21 protein-coding genes are annotated in these 21,777 nt (G+C 73.2%); 8 read left to right on the forward strand and 13 right to left on the reverse strand.

The features are described from left to right. Positions 1-14 precede the first annotated feature (14 nt). A complete protein-coding gene (locus IAG42_RS31570) occupies positions 15-998 on the reverse strand; it encodes a LacI family DNA-binding transcriptional regulator (RefSeq protein WP_188340360.1) in 984 nt (327 codons plus the stop codon). A 131-nt stretch (positions 999-1,129) separates the two neighbouring features. On the opposite strand from IAG42_RS31570, the gene IAG42_RS31575 reads away from it, so the two are divergent. Then, positions 1,130-2,464 carry an NCS2 family permease gene (locus tag IAG42_RS31575; RefSeq protein WP_188340361.1) on the forward strand — a complete coding sequence of 445 codons (1,335 nt, stop codon included), beginning with the start codon at positions 1,130-1,132 and terminating at the stop codon, positions 2,462-2,464. 82 nt (positions 2,465-2,546) lie between these two features. Continuing rightward, positions 2,547-4,244 carry an adenine deaminase C-terminal domain-containing protein gene (locus IAG42_RS31580; protein ID WP_188340362.1) on the forward strand — a complete coding sequence of 566 codons (1,698 nt, stop codon included), beginning with the start codon at positions 2,547-2,549 and terminating at the stop codon, positions 4,242-4,244. Positions 4,245-4,456: 212 nt separating this feature from the next. Here IAG42_RS31580 and IAG42_RS31585 read toward each other — a convergent pair whose 3' ends face one another. The 4 genes from IAG42_RS31585 to IAG42_RS31600 all read right to left on the reverse strand — a co-directional run bounded on the left by IAG42_RS31585 (position 4,457) and on the right by IAG42_RS31600 (position 8,587). Continuing rightward, on the reverse strand, positions 4,457-5,545 hold the full coding sequence (locus IAG42_RS31585; protein WP_188340363.1) for a WD40/YVTN/BNR-like repeat-containing protein: 1,089 nt from the start codon (positions 5,543-5,545) through the stop codon (positions 4,457-4,459). A 103-nt stretch (positions 5,546-5,648) separates the two neighbouring features. Next, positions 5,649-6,839 (reverse strand): globin domain-containing protein, encoded by a 1,191-nt coding sequence (locus IAG42_RS31590; RefSeq protein ID WP_188340364.1) that lies wholly within the window; start codon positions 6,837-6,839, stop codon positions 5,649-5,651. Positions 6,840-6,943: 104 nt separating this feature from the next. Then, positions 6,944-7,387: an RrF2 family transcriptional regulator gene (locus tag IAG42_RS31595; RefSeq protein ID WP_188340365.1), complete on the reverse strand. Its 444-nt coding sequence runs from the start codon at positions 7,385-7,387 to the stop codon at positions 6,944-6,946. Positions 7,388-7,504: 117 nt separating this feature from the next. Next, complete coding sequence (locus IAG42_RS31600; protein ID WP_188340366.1) at positions 7,505-8,587, reverse strand: NADH:flavin oxidoreductase/NADH oxidase; 1,083 nt, start codon at positions 8,585-8,587, stop codon at positions 7,505-7,507. Between the two features lie 215 nt (positions 8,588-8,802). Between IAG42_RS31600 and IAG42_RS31605 the strand changes: the two genes are divergently transcribed. Further along, the gene (locus IAG42_RS31605; RefSeq protein ID WP_188340367.1) at positions 8,803-9,162 is read left to right on the forward strand and encodes an ArsR/SmtB family transcription factor; all 360 of its coding nucleotides are present in this window, start codon (positions 8,803-8,805) and stop codon (positions 9,160-9,162) included. A gap of 75 nt (positions 9,163-9,237) precedes the next feature. Here IAG42_RS31605 and IAG42_RS31610 read toward each other — a convergent pair whose 3' ends face one another. Beyond that, positions 9,238-10,578 (reverse strand): ferredoxin--NADP reductase domain-containing protein, encoded by a 1,341-nt coding sequence (locus IAG42_RS31610; protein WP_188340368.1) that lies wholly within the window; start codon positions 10,576-10,578, stop codon positions 9,238-9,240. A gap of 356 nt (positions 10,579-10,934) precedes the next feature. Continuing rightward, positions 10,935-11,576 carry a DUF305 domain-containing protein gene (locus IAG42_RS31615; RefSeq protein ID WP_223206456.1) on the reverse strand — a complete coding sequence of 214 codons (642 nt, stop codon included), beginning with the start codon at positions 11,574-11,576 and terminating at the stop codon, positions 10,935-10,937. A gap of 77 nt (positions 11,577-11,653) precedes the next feature. Here IAG42_RS31615 and IAG42_RS31620 point away from each other — a divergent pair, with 77 nt between their 5' ends. Further along, the gene (locus tag IAG42_RS31620) at positions 11,654-13,189 is read left to right on the forward strand and encodes an LVIVD repeat-containing protein (protein WP_394811257.1); all 1,536 of its coding nucleotides are present in this window, start codon (positions 11,654-11,656) and stop codon (positions 13,187-13,189) included. On the opposite strand, the gene IAG42_RS31625 is transcribed toward IAG42_RS31620, so the two are convergent. Continuing rightward, positions 13,177-13,896 carry a TetR/AcrR family transcriptional regulator gene (locus IAG42_RS31625; protein ID WP_188340371.1) on the reverse strand — a complete coding sequence of 240 codons (720 nt, stop codon included), beginning with the start codon at positions 13,894-13,896 and terminating at the stop codon, positions 13,177-13,179. The two genes, IAG42_RS31620 and IAG42_RS31625, sit on opposite strands and share 13 nt — an antisense overlap. A gap of 283 nt (positions 13,897-14,179) precedes the next feature. Here IAG42_RS31625 and IAG42_RS31630 point away from each other — a divergent pair, with 283 nt between their 5' ends. Both IAG42_RS31630 and IAG42_RS31635 read left to right on the forward strand, forming a co-directional pair. Beyond that, entirely contained in the window at positions 14,180-14,425 is a 246-nt protein-coding gene (locus tag IAG42_RS31630) for a DUF2630 family protein (protein WP_188340372.1), read from the forward strand. After that, the gene (locus tag IAG42_RS31635) at positions 14,422-14,829 is read left to right on the forward strand and encodes a (4Fe-4S)-binding protein (protein ID WP_188340373.1); all 408 of its coding nucleotides are present in this window, start codon (positions 14,422-14,424) and stop codon (positions 14,827-14,829) included. The genes IAG42_RS31630 and IAG42_RS31635 overlap by 4 nt, the downstream gene beginning before the upstream one ends. A 19-nt stretch (positions 14,830-14,848) precedes the next feature. Here the strand turns inward: IAG42_RS31635 and IAG42_RS31640 are convergent, their stop codons facing one another. From IAG42_RS31640 to IAG42_RS31655, 4 genes are all read right to left on the reverse strand, one after another. After that, entirely contained in the window at positions 14,849-15,544 is a 696-nt protein-coding gene (locus tag IAG42_RS31640) for an HAD family hydrolase (protein ID WP_188340374.1), read from the reverse strand. A gap of 32 nt (positions 15,545-15,576) precedes the next feature. Then, positions 15,577-16,263 carry a phosphatase PAP2 family protein gene (locus IAG42_RS31645; protein ID WP_188340375.1) on the reverse strand — a complete coding sequence of 229 codons (687 nt, stop codon included), beginning with the start codon at positions 16,261-16,263 and terminating at the stop codon, positions 15,577-15,579. A gap of 66 nt (positions 16,264-16,329) precedes the next feature. Then, positions 16,330-17,265 carry a M56 family metallopeptidase gene (locus IAG42_RS31650; RefSeq protein WP_188340376.1) on the reverse strand — a complete coding sequence of 312 codons (936 nt, stop codon included), beginning with the start codon at positions 17,263-17,265 and terminating at the stop codon, positions 16,330-16,332. Positions 17,266-17,353: 88 nt separating this feature from the next. After that, entirely contained in the window at positions 17,354-17,911 is a 558-nt protein-coding gene (locus IAG42_RS31655) for a DUF5134 domain-containing protein (RefSeq protein WP_188340377.1), read from the reverse strand. A 130-nt stretch (positions 17,912-18,041) separates the two neighbouring features. Here IAG42_RS31655 and IAG42_RS31660 point away from each other — a divergent pair, with 130 nt between their 5' ends. Both IAG42_RS31660 and IAG42_RS31665 read left to right on the forward strand, forming a co-directional pair. Continuing rightward, positions 18,042-19,697 (forward strand): FUSC family protein, encoded by a 1,656-nt coding sequence (locus tag IAG42_RS31660; protein WP_188340378.1) that lies wholly within the window; start codon positions 18,042-18,044, stop codon positions 19,695-19,697. Next, positions 19,694-20,236 carry a MarR family winged helix-turn-helix transcriptional regulator gene (locus IAG42_RS31665; RefSeq protein ID WP_188341801.1) on the forward strand — a complete coding sequence of 181 codons (543 nt, stop codon included), beginning with the start codon at positions 19,694-19,696 and terminating at the stop codon, positions 20,234-20,236. The genes IAG42_RS31660 and IAG42_RS31665 overlap by 4 nt, the downstream gene beginning before the upstream one ends. Positions 20,237-20,285: 49 nt before the next feature. Here IAG42_RS31665 and IAG42_RS31670 read toward each other — a convergent pair whose 3' ends face one another. Continuing rightward, entirely contained in the window at positions 20,286-21,725 is a 1,440-nt protein-coding gene (locus IAG42_RS31670; RefSeq protein ID WP_188340379.1) for an NAD(P)/FAD-dependent oxidoreductase, read from the reverse strand. Positions 21,726-21,777 lie beyond the last annotated feature (52 nt).

Consider the following 21,777-nt stretch of genomic DNA (forward strand, 5'->3'; position numbering starts at 1 on the left):
GCGGTGGCTCGACGTCAGGGGGTGGCGGGAGACCCGGTCGACGTCCTGACGAGGAGTTCGACCGGGAGCAGTTGATGGGTCGCGGACTCGCCGCGGGAACCCGCCGCGAGTTCGAGCAGCCGCTCGACCGTACGGCGGCCCGCCTCCGCCGCCGGGACGTGCAGCGCCGTGATGTCGGGCAGTGCCAGACCCGCGGCCGACAGGTCGTCGGCGCAGGCGAGGCTGAAGTCCCCGGGTGCGCTGAGCCCCAGGGTCGTCATGCGGTGCAGGAGGCCGAGCAGCAGCGTGCTGCTGTACGCGACGACGGCGGTGGCCCCGGTCTCGAGCACCGCGTCCGTCGCCCGGACCCCGGCCTCGAACTCCGGCGGATACGGCGTCAGCGCGACGACCTCGCGGTCGGGGACCGACTCGCGCAGGGCGCGCAGACGTCGCGGATCCAGCCAGGAACCGGCGTCGGGGCCGCCGAGATAGGCGATCCGCCGGTGCCCGAGACCGGCCAGATGCGCGCCGAGCCCGGTCATCCCGGCGGGGGTGTCGATGACCACCGAACTGGCGCCGCGCACCCGCCGGTTGAGGGTCACGAGCGGCAGCCGGCGCGCCACGGCCGCCAGGGTGTCCCCGGTCGAGCGCGGGCCCGCCGCCGCGAACCCGTCCACCCGGTCCGCGAGCCGGTCCATGAGCGCCTTCTCGCGCTCGGGCGAGCCGTCGGTGACCACCACGATCAGCTCGCACCCGGCTTTCTCGGCGGCCTCCTGGGCCCCGGCGATCACCGGTGCGTAGAACGGGTTCGCGAGGGAGGGGACGCTGAAGGCCAGCAGTCCGGTCCGGCCGGTGACGAGGGCGCGGGCGGCCGCGTTGTGCCGGTAGCCGAGTTCCTCGGCCGCGGCCAGCACCCGGTGGCGGGTCGACTCCGAGATCATGTCCGGGCGGCTCAGCGCGCGGGACACGGTGGACGCCGAGACGCCGGCCGCCCGGGCCACATCCTCCAGCCGCGCCATCCTTGCCTCCCCTTCGCGGGGATCATGATCTGGAAGGGCACCTTTATCAGGCCCTTACACACATCCCCTTTACGTGCCCACGGTCTGTCCGTACTCTATCGTGCAAACGCTTGCATTGATGATGAGGAGTAATGGTGGCGACAACTGAGAGTGAGCCGAGAACCACCTCGGCTGTCGACCGCATGTTCCGGTTGCGGGAGCGCGGCACGTCCGTGCGCACGGAGGTCCTCGCGGGCGTCAGCATGTTCCTCGCGTCGGCCTACGTCGTGGTCGTGGTGCCCGGCATGCTCGCCGGCGCTGGAGTGCCGCACGCGGCGGCGACCACCGCGGTCATTGTCACCGTCGTCCTGGCGACCCTGTTCATGGGCTTCTACGCCAACCTGCCGTTCGTCCTGGCCCCCGGCCTCGGCGGCGTGGCACTGGTGGCCGTCACCCTGATCCAGCACGACCACGTGCCCTACGACGTGGCCATGGGCATGGTGCTCTGGTCCGGCGTCGCCTTCCTGCTCCTGACGCTGCTCGGCGTGCGCCAGCTGGTCTCGCGGATCATCCCCGACTGCGTGCGCCTCGCGATCGGCCCCGCGATCGGCCTCTACATCGCCCTGCTCGGCTTCCGCTCGGCCGGCCTGATCGAGTTCGGCCCGAAGGGCATGAAGCTCGGCGAGCTCACCGCCGCCCCGGGCCTGCTGACCGTCGCGGGCCTGTGCCTGGTGACGGCCCTGGCCTCCCGCAAGGTGCCCGGCACGCTGCTCATCACCATGGTGGCGCTGACGATCGTCGCGATCCCGCTCGGTGTCGCCGAACTGCCCGACTCCTGGTTCGAGCTGCCCGGCGGCCTCGGCGCGACGGCCTTCCACGTCGACGTGCTGGGCGCGCTCAAGCCCGAGTACCTGCCCTACCTCTTCGCGCTGTTCGCCGCCGAGTTCTTCTCCGCCACCGGCGTCGTGATGGCCGTCGCCGAGCGCATCGGTCTCACCGACGACCAGGGCAACGTCCCGGACATCAAGAAGCCGTTCCTCGTCGACTCCGTCAGCATCATCGGCGGCGCGGCCGTCGGCGGTCCCAGCGTGACCACGTACCTGGAGTCCGCCGCGGGCTCCGACAGCGGCGGCCGCACCGGCCTCACCTCGGTCGTCACCGGGAGCCTCTTCGCCCTGCTGCTGCTCTTCACGCCGGTCGCCACGATGATCCCGGCGGCCGCGACCGCGCCCGTCCTGATCTTCATCGGCCTGTCCATGCTGGCCGGGCTGCGCAAGATCGACATGACCGACCCGACCGACGCCGTCCCGGCAGCCGTCGTCGTGGCCTGCACCCTCTTCTGGGGCAACTTCGGCACCGGCATCGCCGCCGGTCTCACCCTCTACGTGCTGATCAAGTCCCTGGCCGGGCGTTTCAGGGAACTGCACCCGGGCCTGTGGGTCATGCTGCCGTTCCTCGTCTACTTCTTCTACAACTCGGTGCACTGACCGAGCGGCCGCCCGCCGGCCCGCACCACCCAGCCCACGCAACGCCGACTCCCACGCTCACGACCATCGATCGGAAGCCCACGTGCACGACATCCGCATCTCCGGGGGACGCGTCGTCTCCGTCTTCACCGGTGAGACCTTCGCCGCCGACGTCCTCGTCACCGGCTCGGACATCAGCGGAGTCGTGCCGCCCGGGACCGGCGGCGACGCGGCACGGACTATCGACGCGACGGGCCGGCTGATCGTCCCCGGGTTCATCGACGCGCACATGCACATCGAGAGCTCCTTCCTCACCCCGGCGCCCTTCGCGTGGCTGACGCTGCCGAGGGGCACCACCACGGTCCTCGCCGACCCGCACGAGATCGTCAACGTCGCCGGGCGCGCGGCCATGCGCTGGATGATCGACGCGGGGCAGGCCACGCCGCAGACGCAGGTGTGGGGCGTGCCGTCCTGCGTGCCGGCCCTCGCAGGGTTCGAGCACTCGGGCGCGCACCTCGACGCCTCCGATGTCGACGACCTGCTCAAGTGGGACGGCGTACGGGCCCTGGCCGAGGTCATGGACTACCGCGCCGTCGTCTCCGGCGACCCGCGCATGCACTCCGTCATCGAGGCCGCCCGAGAGCACGGAGCGATCCTCGACGGCCACTGCCCGGGCCTGTCCGGCGAGGAGCTCAGCCGGTACATGGCCACCGGAATCGACTCCGACCACACCAAGAACACGCCCGAGGTCGTCGTCGAGAAGGCCCGGCTCGGCATGACGGTCATGCTCCAGGAGAAGTGCCTGGAGCCCGAGGTGGTGCGGGCGCTGCTCGCGCTGCCGCAGCTGCCGCCGCTGTGCCTGGTCACGGACGACCTCGCGGCCGACCACATCCTGTCCCACGGCCACCTCGACCACATCGGGCGCGTCGCCGTCGCCGCCGGGCTGCCCGCGCTCGACGCGCTGCGCGCGCTGACTTGGACGCCCGCGCAGCGGCTCCGCCTGCCGGACCGGGGTGTCGTGGCCCCGGGCAAGCGGGCCGACCTCGTCCTGCTCGACGGGGCGCTGGAGGACTTCGCCGTCGACACCGTGCTCGCGGGCGGGCGCGTGGTCGCCTCCGGCGGTCGCGCCGCCTACGACGAGCCGGCCCCGGCCGACCACCCCTTCGCACGGTCCGTCCATGTCCCCGGCCTCCCGGACGACGAGTACCGCTGGCGCGTCGACCTGGCCGACGGCCGGCACCGCTTCCGCGCCCTGCGCGTCAACCCGGTCGACACGTACACCGAGCCGACCGAGGTCGAGCTCGACGTCGTCGACGGCCTCGTCCAGTGGGAGGGCCGCACCGCACTCTGCTGGGTCCGCAACCGGCACGGCCGCGACCACACCGCCTGTGTGCCCGTGACCGGCATGGACCTCGGCGACGGCGCCGTGACCACCACGTACGCGCACGACAGCCACAACCTCGTCACGCTCGGCACCACCGTGACCTCAATGCGGGCGGCGGCGCAGGCCGTGCTCGCCGACGAGGGCGGTGTCGCGGTGGCCCGCGACGGCGCCGTCACCGCGCGGCTGTCCCTCGGCGTCGGCGGCGTCATGTCCGCCGCCTCCGCCCAGCACGTGGCCGACGCGTCCAGCCGGGTCCGCGACGAACTCGGTGCGTGGGGCTGGCGTCACCGCAACCCGTTCATGAGCGTGTCGACGCTGACCCTCGCGGTCTCGCCCACGATGAAGATCACGGACCTGGGCCTGGTCGACGTCCTGGCCCGGGACTGGACCCCGCAGGTCCTGGACAGCTGCCACTAGGCGGTCGCGTCGCCGGGCGCGCGTTTCGCCGTGGCTGCTCGCGTCCACACGGCGGAGCCGCACAACGACGCAGCCCGCGCCCCCGAAGGGTCTGCATTTCCCTGCTGAGGCGCAGCCTCGTCAGGGGCGCGGGGCTGTGACACCAGTGGCTCCACCGCGGGCGCGACCAACCCCCATCGGAGCCGAACGGCGACGACGGCGCGAGGTCCCGGTCAGCTCACCACGGCCGCGCGCACGCACAGCACGTCCGGCAGATGCTCCGCCAGCTGCCGCCAGGTGTCGCCGCCGTCGGCGGACGCGTACACCTCCCCGTTCCGGTTCCCGAAGTAGACCCCCGCCGGGTCCGCGTCGTCCGTGCACAGGGCGTCGCGGAGCACCGTGCCGTAGTGGTCGCCCTGGGGGAGGCCGCGGTCCAGGGGCTCCCAGGTGCGGCCCGCGTCCTGGGTGCGGAAGACACGGCAGCGGCGGTCGGCGGGGACGCGGTCCGAGTCCGCGGTGATCGGGAAGACGTACGCCGTGTCGCCGCGGTGCGGATGCGCCGCCGCCGCGAAGCCGAACGTCGACGGCAGGCCCGCCCCGATGTCCGTCCACTTCGCGCCGCCGTCGTCGCTGCGGTACACGCCCCAGTGGTTCTGCAGGTACAGCCGGTCGGGGTCCGCCGCGTCCCGGGTCACCTTGTGCACGCACTGGCCGAACTCCGGGTCGGGGTCCGGCAGGAACACCGCGCTCACTCCCGAGTTCGACGGAGTCCAGCTGGCCCCGCCGTCGGAGGTGCGGAAGACGCCGGCCGTGGACACCGCCACGGTCAGGGAGTCAGGATCACGGGCGTCGCTGAGGATCGTGTGCAGGCCCTCGCCGCCGCCTCCGGGCACCCACTTCGAGCGGGTCGGGTGCTCCCACAGCGGGCGGCACAGCTCGAAGGACTCGCCCCGGTCCTCGGAGCGGTACAGCGCGGCGGGCTCGGTGCCCGCGTAGACGACGCCGGGCTCGGCGGCCGAGGGGTGCAGCTGCCAGACCCGCTCCAGCGAAGCGCCCGTGTCCTTGGGGAACTTGACCGCGGGTGCGGCCGGCTCGGTCCACGTACGGCCCAGGTCGTCGGAGTGGAACACGGACGGGCCCCAGTGCGCGCTGTCGCCGCCCGCGAGCAGCCGTGGTGTCGGCCCCCGGGTGTCGATGGCGACCGCGTACACCGCCTGGGCGTTGAAGTACGGGCTCTCGTCGAACGTCCAGGCGCCGTCCGCGCCTCGGCGCCCCAGGAACAGCCCCTTGCGCGTGCCCACGGCCAGCAGCACATCGGTCATGCCGAACACCTCCGAAACGTCGTTGTCTCCAGGTATCGGCCAGTCTGCACCCCCGCACTGACAATCACCGTCGGTGCGGGGGTCCGCGCAGGTCACACGGGTGTCAGGCGGCGGCGAGCCACAGGTCGGGGCCGAACACCTCGTAGTGGATGTCGGCTGCCGCGACGCCCTTGCCGAGCAGCTGCTCGCGCGCGGCGCGCATGAAGGGGAGCGGGCCGCACAGGTACGCGCGCGTGCCGGGCGCGACGGTCACGTCCGTGAGGTCCATCAGGCCCGTGCGGTGGCCGGCGCCGGCCTGCTCGTACCAGAAGTGGGCGGTGCCACCGGCGAGCTTCGCGGTGAGCGACTCGTGATCGGCGCGCAGGGCGTGGGTCTCGGGGGAGCGGTCGGCGTGCAGGACCGTCACCGGGCCCTCGTGGCCCGAGCCCGCCAGCTCGTCGAGCATCGCCAGCATCGGGGTACAGCCGATCCCGGCGGAGGCGAGCAGCAGGGGAGCACCGTCGGCCTCCAGGAGCAGGTCGCCGTAGGGGGCGGAGACACGCAGCCGGTCACCGGCGCGCACGTGCGCGTGCAGGTGCCGCGAGACCTCACCGTCCGGGGTGCCCCCGGCGCCGAGAACGCGCTTGACCGCGATGGACCGGGTCGTTCCGGAGGGGGCGCCGGTGAGGCTGTACTGGCGTATCTGCCGTGCGCCGTCGGCCAGTTCGACCTGGACGGACACGTACTGGCCGGCCCGGAACGCGGGCGCGGGGCCGCCGTCGGCCGGGCGCAGCAGGAAGGAGGCGACGTCCGCGGTGTCGTCGGTGCGGGACACCACCTCCCACTCACGCCACACGTCGCCGGCCACGACGCCCTGCCCGTCGTAGAGCCGCTTCTCGATCGCGATCAGCGCGTTGGCCATCAGCCAGTAGACCTCGTCCCAGGCCCGGGCGACCTCGGGCGTGACGGCGTCGCCGAGCACCTCGGCGATCGCCGCGAACAGGTGCTCGTGCACGACCGGGTACTGCTCGGGGAGGACGCCGAGCGAGGCGTGCTTGTGGGCGATGCGGTCGAGCATGACGTCGGGCCGCTCGTCGGGGTGGTCCACCAGACGGGTCGCGAAGGCCGCGATCGATCCGGCGAGGGCCTGACGCTGGCTGCCGGCCGCCTGGTTGCCGCGGTTGAACAGGTCGCGCAGCAGCTCGGGGTGGGCGGCGAACAGCTTCTCGTAGAAGAGCCCGGTGATCTCCTCGATGGCCGCGCCGACGGCGGGAAGGGTGGCGCGGACTACGGCGGCCGAGGATTCGGTGAGCATCTGCGGATCTCCTTAATTGGTATTTCAGATTCGTATTTAAGGTCACACGGAACGTGGTGCCGGTGACCAGCGGTCTTTCGGTTGCGGGGTGAGTGGGGGGAGGGTCAGTCCGCGCCGCGCGTGGGCGACAGGGACAGGAGCAGCGGGCCGGTCGGCGCCTCGACGAGCTCGGCGAGGGTCAGCGGGTCGAGCGAGGCGAAGAACGCCTCCTGCGCCTCGCGCAGCGCACCTCGCAGGCGGCACGCGGCGCGCAGCGGGCACGGTGTGCTTCCCTCGCAGTCCACGACGTCACCGGGCCCCTCCAGGTCCCGGACGAGGGCGCCGACGGAGGCCGTGCGTCCCGCCGGGGTGAGGGCGAGTCCGCCGCCCCGGCCGCGTCGGGCCTCGACGAGCCCCATGTGCTGCAGCTTCGCGACGACCTTCGCGGTGTGGGTGTACGGCACGTCCATCGTGGCCGCGACCTCGCGCGTGGTGGGCAGGCCTTCCTGCTCGACCGCGAGGCGCATCAGTACGCGCAGTGCCAGATCCGTGAAGCGTGTCAGCCGCATGACCGCACGCTACGAATACTTGCATCTGAAAGGCAAATTAAGGCGCTGAGGAATGCGTCACGCCCCCGGCGCGGTCTGCGCGGGGGGCGTGAGGAGACGGGGCTCGGGGCGTGGAGCTCAGACGGAGCGGAGGTACTGGTTCGGGACGTGCGCGTCCGCGCCCAGCTCGCGCGCCGCGTGGCGGGCGAACGACGGGTCGCGCAGCAGCTCGCGGCCGATCAGGACCGCGTCCGCCTCGCCGTTGGCGATGATCTTCTCGGCCTGCTCGGCGTCGGTGATCATGCCGACCGCGGCGGCCGGCACCTTGGCCTCGTTGCGCACGCGCGCCGCGAACGGCACCTGGTAGCCGGGGCCGGCCTCGATGCGGACGCCCGCCGCGTTCCCCCCGGTGGAGACGTCGATCAGGTCCACCCCGTGGGCCTGGAGCTCCGCGGTGAAGCGCACGGTGTCGTCGGCGGTCCAGCCCTTGCCGTCCTCCAGCCAGTCGGTGGCGGAGATCCGGAAGAACAGCGGCAGCTCATCGGGCCACACGGCGCGCACCGCGTCCACGACCTCCAGGGCGAAGCGGGTGCGGTTCTCGTAGGAGCCGCCGTACTCGTCCGTGCGGTGGTTCGAGTGCGGGGACAGGAACTGGCCGATCAGATAGCCGTGCGCCCCGTGCAGCTCGACGACCTCGAACCCGGCGTCCAGCGCGCGCCGCGCGCCGTCCGCGAACTGCCGGACGGTCTCCCGGATCTCCTCGACCGTGAGCTCGGTCGGCACCGGGTGCTTCGCGTCGAAGGCGACGGCGCTCGGCGCGACGGGCTGCCAGCCGTGACCCTCGGGGCCGACCGGCGCGCCGCCCACCCACGGGCGCTCGGTGGACGCCTTGCGTCCGGCGTGCCCGATCTGGATGCCCGCCACCGTGCCCTGCGACTTCAGGAACGCCGTGATCCGGCGGAAGGCCGCGACCTGCTCGTCGTTCCAGATCCCGAGGTCGTACGGGGAGATCCGGCCCTCGGGGCTGACTGCGGTCGCCTCGACGATGATCAGGCCCGTGCCACCCGCCGCGCGGGCGCCGTAGTGCTGGAAGTGCCAGTCCGTGGGGGCGCCGGTCAGCGGGCCCTCGGGGGCGGCGCTGTACTGGCACATCGGCGGCATCCAGACCCGGTTCGGGACAGTGACGGACCGCAGGGTGTAGGGCTCGAACAGCGCGCTCACGGGGACTCCATTCGGTACGGGCTGGTCGCGAAGGCTCGTCGGTACGGGCCCTCAGGCTCGGCTCGCACCCAGGCTCGTACGATAACCATCGTAGTACGGGAACTGTCAAACTACGAGAAGTCTCGTACAATGAGGCCGGAGCGTCGGTCCGTACGCGCGTCGGGGACGACCGCGGGTGCGGGGCGAACGAGCCGCACAGACAGGGGAGTCGTCCAATGAGCACCGCAGCACCGCAGGCCGCAGGCGGCCGTGCCCTCGCGCACCCCGCGCGCGAGGAGATCCGGCTGGAGGGCGTCCTGCACGCGCTGTCGGACCCGATGCGGCTCGCGATCGTGCGGGAGATGGCGGCGGCCGAGACCGCGCTGTCCTGCTCGGCCTTCGCGCTGCCCGTCACCAAGTCCACGTCCACGCACCACTTCCGGGTGCTGCGCGAGGCCGGCGTCATCGAGCAGGTCTACCGGGGGACGGCGAAGCTCAACGGGCTGCGCCGGGGCGACCTCGACGTCCTGTTCCCCGGCCTCCTCGACAGCGTTCTCGACGCGGCGGGCCGTCAGGCGGACCGGCTCGGGGAGTAGCCGTCAGGCGGGCCGGACCGGGAGGTGGGCGTCAGGCGGGCCGGGCCGGGGAGCGGGCGCCGCCCGCGTTCCGCGTCACGTTCCGTGGGCCGCGTTCAGCAGCCCCGTCCAGTCGGGGATCTTGACGGTGCCGCGGCCCAGCGTGCGCCCGAGGTCCGTCTCGGCCCGCTCGATCGCCTGCCAGCCCGCCCAGTCGACCGGATGCAGTCCGGCGGCGAGCAGCCCGTCCAGCGGGTCGCCGGGCAGGGGGCGCCCGACCAGGGCCGGAGCGTCCGCGAGCAGGGACGTCACCGTTTCCTTCGCGCACGGCCGGTTCGTGCCGATGACCCCGGTGGGCCCGCGCTTGATCCATCCCGCCACGTACTCGCCCGGCGCCGGCCGGCCCCCGCGCAGGACCCGGCCCCCGGCGTGCGGCACCGTGCCCCGCACGGGGTCGAACGGCAGCCCGTCCGGCGGCATCCCGCGATAGCCCACCGAGCGCAGCACGAGCTGCGCCGGGATCTCCTCGTACGTCCCCGTGCCCCGGACCATGCCGTCCGCCTCCGGCCGGGTCCGCTCGAACCGGACGCCCGCGACCCGGCCGTCCCGCCCGGTGATCTCCTCGGGGCGCAGGAAGAACCGAAGGTGGATCCGCCGGCCCGCCCCCGTGCTCGCCCGGGCCGCCCACTCGCGCAGCGCCTCGATGTTGCGCCGGACGGCGGCGGGCTGCGCGGACGGGTCCGCGTACGCGGGGTCCAGCGCCAACTCCCGCTCGTCCACGACCACTTCCGTGTCCGGCAGCGTCCCCAGCTCGCGCAGTTCCTTCGTGGTGAAGCGGGCCTGGGACGGGCCCCGCCGCCCCACCATGAACACGTCCCGCACCTCGCTCGCGGCCAGCGCGCCCAGCGGTTCCTGCGGCATGTCGGTGGGCGACAGCTCCGCCAGGCCGCGCGCGAGCATCCGGGTCACGTCGACCGCCACGTTCCCGACGCCGATCGTCACGGCCGCGCGCACGTCCCGTACGAAACCGGAATCCCAGGCGTCCGGGTGCGCGCTGTACCAGGCCACGAAGTCCGTCGCCGACCAGCTGCCGGGCAGATCCTCGCCCGGCACCCCGAGCCGGCGCGCGGACGCCGCGCCCACGCAGTACACGACCCCGTGATACAGCTCGAGGAGCCGCTCCGGCGGCAGCGCGGGGCCCACCTCGACGCCGCCGAGGAACCGCACGTGCTCGTCCTCGAGCACCGAACGCAGGTTGTTCTGCAGCGACTTGATCTTCTCGTGGTCGGGCGCGACCCCGTAGCGCACGAGACCGTACGGGCACGGCAGCCGGTCCAGTACGTCCACCCGGACCCCGGGCACGATGTCCTGCCGCACCAGGCTCTGGGCGGTGTAGACCCCGCTGGGCCCCGATCCGACAACGGCGAAGTGCGGCACGTGCGGCTCCTTCCGCTGGTGCGCTGCTCCCTCTCAGCATGGCACCGCGAGCCGCGCCGGGGGAGTACGCCGACACCCTTGCGCGCTCCGGCGGGCGCGTGCCGCACGGGGCGCCGATACGCATAGAGCCCCGCGGCACCTGCGGTGAGCGGTCCGCCGCCAGAGGCGGCGTCCGGCCGCCCTTGGGCGGCAGGCCGGTGCCTGCGGCGACGCCCGGCGCAGGTGCCGCGGGTCCGTGGCAGGCCGGAGTGCCAGGCCGGGGCCCGTGAGGCAGGTCCCCGCCACGGCCGCGGCCGCGGTGCGCCCGGCTCACCCGCCGGCCCCGCTCGCGGCGCGCCCGTCGGCCCCGCCCTAGGTCACATCCTCCGCATCCGCTCGATCTCGGAGGTCTGCTGGGCGATCACGTCGTCCGCCATCTCCTCGATCTGGACGTTGTTGCCGTCGCCCTTCACCTCCGTGGCCATGGTCACCGCTCCCTGGTGGTGGGTGATCATCAGTTTCAGGAAGAGGGAGTCGAAGGCCTTGCCGCGGGCCGCGCGGAGCTGCTTCAGCTGGGCCCCCGTCGCCATGCCGGGCATCGCGTCGTGCGCGTGGTGACCGGACGGCGCCTCCTCGCGGCCGTGCTGTTTCAGCCAGCCGCGCATCGTCTCGATCTCCGGGCCCTGCGCCGCGGTGATGCGCTCCGCGAGACGCTTGACCTTCGTGGACTCGGCCTGTTTCGACGCCAGTTCGGTCATCTCCAGGGCCTGCGCGTGATGCTGGATCATCATCTGCGCGTACGAGACGTCGGCCGAGTTGGGGGTGTCGTCGGGGCCGCGGGCCTCCGCGTCCTTCGCGGACAGGGTCTCCGCCGCCTCGCCCGGCTTGCCCGGCGCGATGACCGAAGGCCCGGTGGAGGCGGGGGAGTTGGCCTTGTCCGACCCTCCGGGGTCGCCCGCGTCGCATCCGGCCAGGGCGAGCGCCAGTGCCGCGACCAACGTGGGAACAGCCAGTTTCATGACGAGCTTGTTGCCATCTGTTGATCTGTGCATGAGGAAGACGATACTCGGGGGATCCGTGAACTGTTCACGGATCGATGACGTCACCGTCAACCAGGGAGACCACAGTGACCCTGTTGCAGGACTCCGCCCGAACGCGTCGCAGACGCCTGGGAGTTGCCTCGGCGGCGGCCGGGCTGCTCGCCGCGCTGCTCGCCGCAGGACCCGCGTCGGCCACCCCCGACCCGGGCGACGGGAACAAGGCGCCCAAGTCCGTGTCGCGCACCGTCGAGAAGCAGGCCGAGGCCGCGATAGCCGCCGGCGACATACCCGGCCAGGACGAGGTCGTCCACTCCGCCAACATCGAACACCTCACCAACATCCCCAAGGACGCGCTGCCCGGCACGAACTCGGACCTCGCCTTCCAGGGCAAGTACGCGTTCGCCGGCAACTACGACGGCTTCCGCATCTTCGACATCAGCGACCCGAAGGCGCCGAAGACCGTCGCGCAGGTCCTGTGTCCCGGTTCGCAGAACGACATCACCGTCTCCGGGAACCTGCTGTTCCTGTCCACGGACAGCTCCCGCAGCGACAACTCCTGCGCCTCCACCACCCAGCCCGCGACCGAGAAGTCGTCCTGGGAGGGCATGAAGGTCTTCGACATCAGCGACAAGCGCAACCCGAAGTACGTCGCCGCCGTCGAGACCGCGTGCGGCTCGCACACCCACACGCTGGTGCCGGAGAAGAAGAACGTCTACGTGTACGTGTCCTCGTACTCGCCGAGCGCCACCTTCCCCGACTGCCAGCCGCCGCACGACGGCATCTCCGTGATCAAGGTGCCGCGCGACGCCCCGGAGAAGGCGGCGGTCGTCGGCTTCCCCGTCCTGTTCCCCGGCGAGGGCCCCGACGGCGGCGGCAACCCGGGCGGTCCCACCAACCCGGGCGTCTCCAAGACCACCGGCTGCCACGACATCACGGTCCTGCCCTCCAAGGACCTCGCGGCGGGCGCCTGCATGGGTGACGGCATCCTGTTCTCCATCAAGGATCCGGAGCACCCGAAGGTCATCGACCAGGTCCAGGACAACGTGAACTTCGCGTTCTGGCACTCGGCGACCTTCAACCAGAAGGCGAACAAGGTCGTCTTCACCGACGAGCTCGGCGGCGGCGGAGCGGCCACCTGCAACGCGGCGGTCGGCCCGGACCGCGGCGCCGACGGCATCTACGACATCGTCGGCAAGGGCGACCAGCGCAAGCTCGTCTTCAAGAGCTACTTCAAGATCCCGCGCCACCAGGCCGACACCGAGAACTGCGTCGCGCACAACGGCTCGCTGATCCCGGTCAAGGGCAAGGACATCATGGTCCAGGCGTGGTACCAGGGCGGCGTCTCCGTCTGGGACTTCACCGACTCCGCGCAGCCGAAGGAGATCGGCTACTTCGAGCGCGGCCCGCTGTCCACCGACGCGATCAGGACCGGCGGTTCCTGGTCCGCGTACTACTACAACGGCTACATCTACTCGAACGACATCGCGAAGGGCTTCGACGTCCTGAAGCTCAGCGACCGGCGCACCGACCCCGCGCAGCGGGTCCGCATGGACGAGCTCAACGTCCAGACGCAGCCGGACTACTTCGCCTGACGCTCCGGTCCCGCCGGCCGCCCGGTGGGCCGCAACGGCTCGAAGTAGCGTGAGAAATCGGCCGTACGGCCGTGGGCGGGGCTTTCCCCGGACACCGCGTCATCCGTGACGTCGTCCGCCGGCGGGAAGCCCCGCTCCCACGCGAGCCCGTACCGCCGGAACAGCTCGGCCCGCATCCGGCGCACCGGCATCGGCGCCCCCGGCAGCAGGATCGCGAACACGGCACCCATCAGCTGGGCGCGCAGCATCGGATAGTCCAGCTCCACGTCCGCCGACCCGTGCCGCCGCACCGTGTCCTGGAGCAGCTCGGACAGCCGCTGCTGCTCGACGCACCGCACGAAACCCTCGGACTGCAGGATGCCCGCCATGTGCGTGCGCATCAGCACCGGCTCGTCATGGGCGAGGCCGAGGATCGCGTCGATCGCGCGGGCCAGCCGCTCGTCACCGTCCTCGGTGCGCGGCTCCCGCTCCAGCGCCTCCTCCAGCGTCCGGTTCATCAGCCGGTGCACCGCGGACTGGAGCAGCTGCCGCTTGCTCGGGAAGTAGTACGAGACCAGGCCGCGGGCCGAACCGGCGCGGTCCGCGATGTCGCCGAGCGTCGTCGCGTCGTAACCGCGCTCCCCGACCAGCTCCAGAGCGGCCTGCAGGAGCCGCTCGCGGGAACGCCGGCGCAACTCCTCATTGACCGATGCGCTGCGGGGGGACATCCTTGACTCCTGCGTTGACTGGCTCGCAGCCAACTATACTCAGCGCGGCCCGGTCACCGGCCCTCAGGGGTGCGGTGTACCCGGGCGGGGCGGCTGTGCCGGGGCGACGCGGGGGATCGCCTCGGCGCGGTCGTGCCACGCACCGGCCTCCGGACGGCGTCGGCGCCGCCCGGAGGCCGGTGTCATGTCTCCGGGATCCGTGACCTCTCCGGCGCGCGGGGTCGCCGGAAGCTTCCTACAGTGGCGAGGGGCGGGTTCCCGAGCACCCGAGGAGGCGTGCGACATGGATCAGCAGGAGATCCTCGGCCGGATCAGCGCCATGGTCGACGACGAGAAGCGGCTGCGCGCCGCCCTGGCCGACGGCACCATCGACGCCGCCACCGAGCGCGAGCGCCTGGCCGACGTGGAGCGGGCGCTCGACCAGTGCTGGGACCTGCTGCGCCAGCGGCGGGCCAAGGCCGAGTTCGGCGAGAACCCCGACGAAGCGAGCGTGCGGCCCTCGGCGGAGGTCGAGGGCTACGAGTCGTGACCCGCAAGCCCTACCGCGGCCACCTGATCACGGTCAGCTTCGACGGGCAGCGCTGTCTGCACGCCGCCGAGTGCGTGCGCGGGCTCCCGCAGGTCTTCGACACGGCCGCCCGCCCGTGGATCCAGCCGGACGCGGCACCCGCCGACGAGGTCGCGGCCGTCGTGCGCCGCTGTCCCTCGGGCGCGCTGCGCTACGAACTGGTCGACGGGACCGTGGAGGTGCCGCCCGCCGCCACGACCGTGGAGCGCGCCGCGGACGGCCGGCTCGTCATCCGCGGCGACCTGCGCATCCGCGCCGCCGACGGGTCGGAGACCGCCGAGGTCCGGGCCACCCTGTGCGGCTGCGGTCGCAGCGCGAACCAGCCGTACTGCGACCACTCCGGGGTCTGCGGCGACGGTCACTGACCCGCCCCGGCCGGCCCGGTCAGACGAGATCGAGGATCGGGAGCAGGCCGTCCGGGCGCTCGTCGGCCGGCAGGTGGTCCACGAAGTACGTCGCGCAGCCCAGCGCCGCCGCGCCGCCGTCGGCCTTCCGGTCGTCCCCGACCATCAGCGCGTCGCCCGCCGCGACCCCGAGCGCCTCCAGCGCCGCCGTGAACAGCCGCGGGTCCGGCTTCGTCACACCGTGCCGGTACGAGAGGACGTACGCGTCGACGTACTGGTCGAGGCCGTGCGCGGCGAAGACCGGGCGCGGGTCCCAGCCGATGTTGCTGACCACGGCGACCGGCACCCCGCGCTCCCGCAGCTCCGCGAGGACCGGCAGCGCGTCCGGGTAGGGCGCCCAGGCGGCGGGGGTCATGTGGCGGTCGTACAGGAGGTCGTAGAGCCGGTCGTCGGGCAGCGGCACCTCGCGGGCCAGGCCGGTGAACGCGGCGCGGTGCCGCGTGGCGTCCACGTCGCGGGCGGCGACCAGCTCGGCCAGGTGCTCGGGGACGCGGACGTGGTGCGTGACGCCGCCGGGCTGCGCGCCGGCCTCGGCCAGGGCGGCCACCGCCTGCTCGAACTCGGCCGCGGGCAGCTCCAGTTCGAGCGCGTCGAGCGCGGACCGCAGCCATGACGCGGTCGGTTCGATCCGGAAGAGGGTGCCGGAGAAGTCGAAGAGCACGGCTTTGATCGTCATGCGGGCGATCCTGCGGGCCGGTGGACGCGCGGTCAAGGGCGGCCCCGGCGCGCGCTCCAGGTGTCGTACGCGGTGGTCGACAAGGCCACCGTGAGTGCGCCGAGCAGCCAGCCGCCCAGCACGTCCGACGGCCAGTGCACCCCGAGCCAGAGCCGGGTCAGGCCCACCCCGAGCACCGAGACGACGGTGACGGCGAGCGCGGCCCGGTACAGGGCGGCGGGCGCGCCGTGGCGCCGGAGCAGCCACAGGACCAGGCCGAGGACGACGACCGCGGTCATCGCGTGCCCGGACGGATAGGCGGCGTAGTGCGCGGAGTCCACCGGGTCCGGCCACACCGGGCGCGGCCGGTCCAGGGTCGCCTTGAGGACCTGCTGGAGGAGCGTGCCGGCCGCGCAGGTCACGGCGACCCAGACGGCGAGCACCGCCTCGCGCAGCCGCACGAACAGGTACACGACGACCAGCGCGCACAGCAGGCGCATCGTCCACGGGTCCCATACCCAGTCCGTCAGGATCCGGTTGGCGTGCGTGAGCCCCGGATCGGCGACCGCCGCACGGTGGAGGGAGCGGGCGACGTCCGTGTCCATGTCTGTCAGCGGCGTCCAGCGCACCGCCACGAGGACGAGTAGGACGGCGTTGGCGAGCGTCAGCGCCGCCAGGGTCCACAGCGCCGGACGGGGAACGAGGGGCCTGTGCGGGTGATCGAGCCGTGCCGGGTGCATGGGGAAGATCCTCGCCCATGGGACCGTGCGCGGACCGTAAAGATGCGGGGCGGCGCGGCCCGCCTCCTAGCCGAGCGCGCGCAGACCCGGGACGAACGCCACCAGGAGCGGGACCAGCGGGATCAGGGCGGCGGCGGCCGTCAGGCGGAGGCGGTGGACCGGGCTGAGCCGGGACTGCGGGGCCAGCAGCCGGTGCACGCGCTGCGGGACGTGCGCCTGCGGCGTCGGGCAGGGGCCGAACACCCCGCGGTCCTCGTTCAGTTCGACCAGCGCGAGCGCGATCGTCAGCCGGCCGAAGCGGCGGGAGGCGACGTCGTCCGCGGCCAGTTCGACCAGACGGTGCATCTGGTCGCGGAACGAGGCGAACACCCTGACCTGGGGGAAGCCCGAGGCCAGCGCGCCCGAGCAGTGCAGCAGCCAGTCGTGCCGCCAGCGGGCGTGACCCGTCTCGTGCGCCAGCACCGCGTCCAGCTGATGCCCCTTCAGGCGGCGCAGCGCGGCCGTGGTGATGACCAGTTGGGGCGTCGGGCCCGGCAGCCACCACGCGTCCGGGCGCTCGGCCTCCAGGAGGACGAGCCGCTCCGCTCCGGGCTCCTCGCCCGGCAACAGGGGCGCGCGGACGAGCAGTTCGGCCCGGCGTCGCCGGCGGCGGTCCCGCGCCCGGTACACCTCGCGCACCAGCATCGCCGCCGTCCACACCCCGCCGAGCGCGAGGGTCACGGCCACGGTGGCGGCCCAGGGGCCGGGGGCGCGCAGCGCGTAGGCCTCCACGACGCCGTGCGGGGCGGGGGCGAAGAGCCGGCCTCGCACGGCCTGCCAGGCGGAGGCCGCGCTCAGCGTCATCGACAGCGCGCAGCACAGGAGGACGGCCGCCACGACGCACTGCCACGCCCACAGCGCGACGATCGGCTCCCGCTCCGTCCAGTCGGCGCGGGCGAGCAGACGCGGGGCGACGACAGCGACAAAGGCGCCGAGCAGCAACAGCGCTACGGGGACCGACATGCCCGTCAGACTATGAGGCGCGGGCTACCCGGGGGTACGGTCCGGCGCGCCAAGTGACGTAGGACACGGTTTCGTTCGCCGCCTCGCGTCACATGGTGAACAGCATCGCGAGCATGCCGATCGCCATGGACAGGCGGCAGGCCCGCGCCAGTTCGGGGCGCCGGCCCCAGGCGAGCGTCTCCGTCCCGGGCGCTCCGGCGGCCGTCGCGGCCGGGACCAGGCGCAGGCCCGACCACAGCACGTACCCGGTGAAGTAGACGACGAGCGCGGCGGTGAGGGCGGGGGAGCCCGTGGGGCCGGAGTGGTGGGCGTGGGCCGCCGGGCGGGCCGCCATCGCGAGGGACATGTAGGCCATGGCGGACGTACCGACCAGGTGGTGGACGTGGTGGCCGGCGTGCCGGGCCGCCCACAGGGCGCGCAGCGCCGCCGCGCCGAACACGGTCGCGTAGGCCAGCCAGGCCCAGCGCGGTGGGGTCAGCACCGCCGCCGGCACCGCCATGAGCGCCATCCCGAAGCCCATGAGCGCCTCGGCGCCCGCCGTGCGGCGCTGCTCCTCGTCCCCGCCGCGTCTGCGCAGCAGGCAGTACGCGCCGGTCGCCGCGCACAGCGCGACGAGCAGCCATGCGGCCGACTCCGGTCCGTGCACCTCGGGTCCCCCTCGTCCGTCGGCTGTGTGCCGGGTCTCCTGGGGGATGCCCGGGTGTCCGGGCGCGTATGGCGGCGCAGGGAAGCATTCACGGGTGTTTTACTAGTGAAACATCTGTTAAGGTTTTTGTATGAGCAGCACTCCCACGACCCCACGCGCCCTGTCCGTCCGGCCTCTCCCGCTGGCAGGGGTGCTGCGCCCGGGCAAGCCCGTGGACATCTGGTTCAAGCCCGCGACCAGCGTCGTCGTGTCCGCCGCGATACCGAACCTGACGCTGCTCGCCCTCGGCCGGCTCGACCTGGTCATGTACACCATGGCCGGATCCTTCTGCGCCCTGTACGGCCACAACCTCCCGTACGCCGCCCGGGCCCGGGCCCTCGCCGGCGTCGTCGCCGGGATGTTCGCGAGCCTCGCCGTCGCGCTCGTCACCGCCTCGTACACGACGAACGCCCTCGTGCTCGTCGCGGTCGGCGCCCTGCTCGCCGCCCTCCAGAAGATGCTGTGCGACGCCACGCGCATCGGGCCGCCCGCCCACCTGATCTTCACGTTCATCAGCTCCGCCATGCTGTTCGCGCCCCAGGCCATCGGCCAGGTGCCGGGGCACCTCGCCCTGATGCTCGGGGCCGGAGCCGTCGCCTGGCTGGTCGGCATGGCACCCGCGCTCGTCCGGCCCCACGGCCCCGAGCGCCGGGCCACCGCGCGGGCGCTGTACGCCGCCGCCTCCTACGCCGAGCGACCCGAGCACGCCGCCGGGCGAGGGGCCGCCGCCGCTGCCGTGCACGCCGCCTGGCAGTCGCTGCTCGCCACCGGCGCCCGCAGCGAGGCACGCCGGGCCCTGGAGCGGCTCGTCGTCCGCGCCGAGGTGGCCCTCGCCGCACCCGGTGACGCCGACACGGCGCAACTGCGCGCGTGGGCGCACGGGCTGCGCGGGGCCGGCGCGGTGCCGCGGCCCCCGCGCGTCGCGGGCCTCGACGACGAACTGCTCGGCGTCGAGGCCGAGCTCGCCACCGGCCGCCCCTCCGTGTGGCGACTCGTCGGCCCCGGCTCCCCGCTTCTGCCTGTCGGACTGCGCACGTTCGTGGGCTGCGCGCTCGCCGGCTACGGATCCCTCGCGCTCGGCATCGGCCGCCCGTACTGGGCCCTGGTCACCGCCGCCTCGATCTACCAGGCCAACGTGACGCTGACCTGGAAGCGCGGCGTCCAGCGCGTCGTCGGGAACCTGGGCGGCGTCCTCGTCTTCGCCGCGATCGCGCCCCTGGCCCACGCCAGCCAGGCCGCACTCGTGCTGTGCTGCCTCGCCTTCAGCTTCGGCGCCGAGGCGCTCATCACCCGCAACTACTGGCTGGGCAGCCTCTCCGTCACGCCCATGGCGCTGCTCGTCACCGAGTTCACCCGGCTCCAGGGGACCGGACAGCTGATCACCGAGCGGGTCGTCGACACGCTGGTCGGCGCCCTCCTCGGCATCGTCGCCGCCGTGGTCGTCACGAACCGGCGGGCCGGGGACCGCATCGAGCAGGCCCTGAGCGGCGCCGAGGAGGCGCGCGCCGCCGCCGAGCGCACGCTGGCCCTCGACACGCCCAGGTCCGCCGCGCTGGAGACCGCACGGCGGACCCTCGCCGCGACCCTCGTCGAGTTGCGCGCCGCGGCCGACACGGCGGCCGGAGAATGGTGGCAGCGGGCCCTGCCGGAGGAGCGGGTGCTCGCCGTGGAGCAGAGCGGGCATCGTACGCTCGCTGCGGTCGTCCGACGTGCGGCCGCGGAGGAAGGTGTGGGCAGGCGAGGATGAGTGTGCAGCGTGGTGCGGACGGGATTCCCTTTGACACCGTGTCGTCGGTGGTGCGGCAGTGGAAGGACGTACGTCCCGATGTCGACACCGCGCCGATGGAGATCATCGGCCGGATCAACCGCTGCGCCGCGCTGCTGCAGCAGGCCGAGGACGCGCCGCTGCGGGACGCGGGACTGACCCGCCCCGAGTTCGACCTGCTCGGCACGCTGCGCCGGACCGGCCGCGAACTGACGCCGGGCGACCTGGCGCGCGAGACCTTCTCCTCCGGCGCCGCCGTCACCAAGCGGCTGAAGTCCCTCCAGGAACGCGGGCTCGTGACCCGGCGCGGCGACACCCGCGACCGCCGGGTCGCGCACCTCAGCCTGACCGACGAGGGCCGCGCCGTCGTGGACGCCGTCCTGCCGCGTCAGCTCGCCTACGAGGCGTCCGTGCTCAGCGGCCTGTCCGACGGCCGCGACACCGAACTCGCCGGCCTCCTGGGCGCCCTGCTCTCCCAGCTGGAAGGCCGCCTCGGCGGAGGCCTCACCCCCCGCATCTGACGCCTCGGGCCTGGGCGCGGGTGACGTGAGCGGGGGCGAGCCCGCCGGACTACCGTGCCTCGCTCGCCGGGAGGTCCGGCTTCTGGGGGGACATCGAGCGGTCCTTGAGCCCGGAGGTCACGGCCGCGTGGATCTCCTCCGGGGACAGGTACGCGTCCGTCATCTCGAAGTCCTTCAGGGTGGCCGGGCGGTTGCGCTGGAAGCCCGTGCGGACGAAGTCGTCGCCCGCGACCGCGTTCAGGCCCCAGTTCGCCGCCGTGCGGAAGCGGGCCGGGCCCGTGCGCAGGGCCGCGAGGTGGTAGCCGCGGGCCACGATCTGCGCGGGCAGGCCGGTCAGCTGCACGCCCATCGGCTTCGACACCGCCTGGATGCCACCGAGGTCCACGACCAGCCCCAGGTCCTTGTGGCGGTACGGGGTCAGCGGGGTGCCCCGGACGGCCGCGAGGACGTTGCGCGCGGCCGCCCATCCCTGGCGCATCGCGTGCTGGGCCGTCGGCGGGCAGATCGCGTCGTCGCCCTTCACGATGTCCGGGACCGCCGCCGCGTCGCCGAGCGCGAAGACGCCGTCGAGGCCCGGGACCGTCAGCTCGGGGGTGACGACGAGCCGGCCGCGGTTCGTCTCGGCGCCCAGCGTCGCGATCAGCGGGCTCGGCGCGACACCGGCCGTCCAGATGAGGGTGTGGCACGGCAGTTCGCGGCCGTCGGTGAGCGTCACCGTGTCCGCCGTGACCTTCGCGACGGACACCCCGAGCGAGATGTGCAGGCCGCGCTTCTGCAGGATCTCCATGGCCTTGTCGCCGAGCCGCTCGCCGAGCTCCGGCATCAGCTTCGGCGCCACGTCGACCAGATGCCACTTGATCTGCCGCGGGTCGAGACCCTGGTACCGCTTCACCGCCGCCGTGGTCAGCCGCTGAAGATACGCGGCCGTCTCCGTGCCCGCGTAACCGCCGCCGACCACCACGAACTGCAGCCGCGCCTCCCGCTCGGCCGGGTCCGAGCTGGCCGCCGCGAGGTCGAGCTGGGCGATGACGTGGTCGCGGATCCAGGCCGCCTCGGCGAGCGTCTTCACGCCGACCGCGTACTCGTCGATGCCCGGGATGTCGAACTGCCGGGTCACACTGCCCGGCGTCAGCACGAGATGGTCGTAGCGCTCCACGATCGTCTCGCCGTTGATCTTCCGGACCACGACGGCCTTCGCCTGCGGATCCACCCCGACCGCGCCCCCGGGGATGATCGAGGCGCGCCGCACCATCCGGCGCAGCGGCACCGCGACGGACTGCGGGGTGAGGACACCGGACGCGACGTGCGGCAGCAGCGGCAGATACAGCTGGTGGTCGGTGGGGCTGATGAGCTTGAGCACCGCCTCGCCGGGCTCGAGCTCCTTCTCCAGCTTGTGCGCGCACTCCATCCCGGCGAACCCGCCGCCGACGATCAGGATCCGCGGCACGGTCGACTTGCGGGGAGCTTTGGTGTTCCGGGGAGCGGTCATCTCGGCTCTCTCCTGGGCTGAGCGGGGCGGACGGGGACATGGGTCCGCGCCG

Origin of the sequence: Streptomyces xanthii (assembly GCF_014621695.1) — a bacterium.
GTDB lineage: Bacteria > Actinomycetota > Actinomycetes > Streptomycetales > Streptomycetaceae > Streptomyces > Streptomyces xanthii.

Excerpts from the sequence above, each read along its gene's own strand:
- IAG42_RS31590 (WP_188340364.1), bottom strand. The coding sequence starts at position 6,839 with ATGCTCACCGAATCCTCGGCCGCCGTAGTCCGCGCCACCCTTCCCGCC.
- IAG42_RS31630 (WP_188340372.1), top strand. The coding sequence starts at position 14,180 with ATGGATCAGCAGGAGATCCTCGGCCGGATCAGCGCCATGGTCGACGAC.
- IAG42_RS31585 (WP_188340363.1), bottom strand. The coding sequence starts at position 5,545 with ATGACCGATGTGCTGCTGGCCGTGGGCACGCGCAAGGGGCTGTTCCTG.
- IAG42_RS31605 (WP_188340367.1), top strand. The coding sequence starts at position 8,803 with ATGAGCACCGCAGCACCGCAGGCCGCAGGCGGCCGTGCCCTCGCGCAC.
- IAG42_RS31665 (WP_188341801.1), top strand. The coding sequence starts at position 19,694 with ATGAGTGTGCAGCGTGGTGCGGACGGGATTCCCTTTGACACCGTGTCG.
- IAG42_RS31595 (WP_188340365.1), bottom strand. The coding sequence starts at position 7,387 with ATGCGGCTGACACGCTTCACGGATCTGGCACTGCGCGTACTGATGCGC.
- IAG42_RS31650 (WP_188340376.1), bottom strand. The coding sequence starts at position 17,265 with ATGTCGGTCCCCGTAGCGCTGTTGCTGCTCGGCGCCTTTGTCGCTGTC.
- IAG42_RS31570 (WP_188340360.1), bottom strand. The coding sequence starts at position 998 with ATGGCGCGGCTGGAGGATGTGGCCCGGGCGGCCGGCGTCTCGGCGTCC.
- IAG42_RS31660 (WP_188340378.1), top strand. The coding sequence starts at position 18,042 with ATGAGCAGCACTCCCACGACCCCACGCGCCCTGTCCGTCCGGCCTCTC.
- IAG42_RS31645 (WP_188340375.1), bottom strand. The coding sequence starts at position 16,263 with ATGCACCCGGCACGGCTCGATCACCCGCACAGGCCCCTCGTTCCCCGT.
- IAG42_RS31615 (WP_223206456.1), bottom strand. The coding sequence starts at position 11,576 with ATGAAACTGGCTGTTCCCACGTTGGTCGCGGCACTGGCGCTCGCCCTG.
- IAG42_RS31620 (WP_394811257.1), top strand. The coding sequence starts at position 11,654 with ATGACGTCACCGTCAACCAGGGAGACCACAGTGACCCTGTTGCAGGAC.
- IAG42_RS31640 (WP_188340374.1), bottom strand. The coding sequence starts at position 15,544 with ATGACGATCAAAGCCGTGCTCTTCGACTTCTCCGGCACCCTCTTCCGG.
- IAG42_RS31575 (WP_188340361.1), top strand. The coding sequence starts at position 1,130 with ATGGTGGCGACAACTGAGAGTGAGCCGAGAACCACCTCGGCTGTCGAC.
- IAG42_RS31670 (WP_188340379.1), bottom strand. The coding sequence starts at position 21,725 with ATGACCGCTCCCCGGAACACCAAAGCTCCCCGCAAGTCGACCGTGCCG.
- IAG42_RS31625 (WP_188340371.1), bottom strand. The coding sequence starts at position 13,896 with ATGTCCCCCCGCAGCGCATCGGTCAATGAGGAGTTGCGCCGGCGTTCC.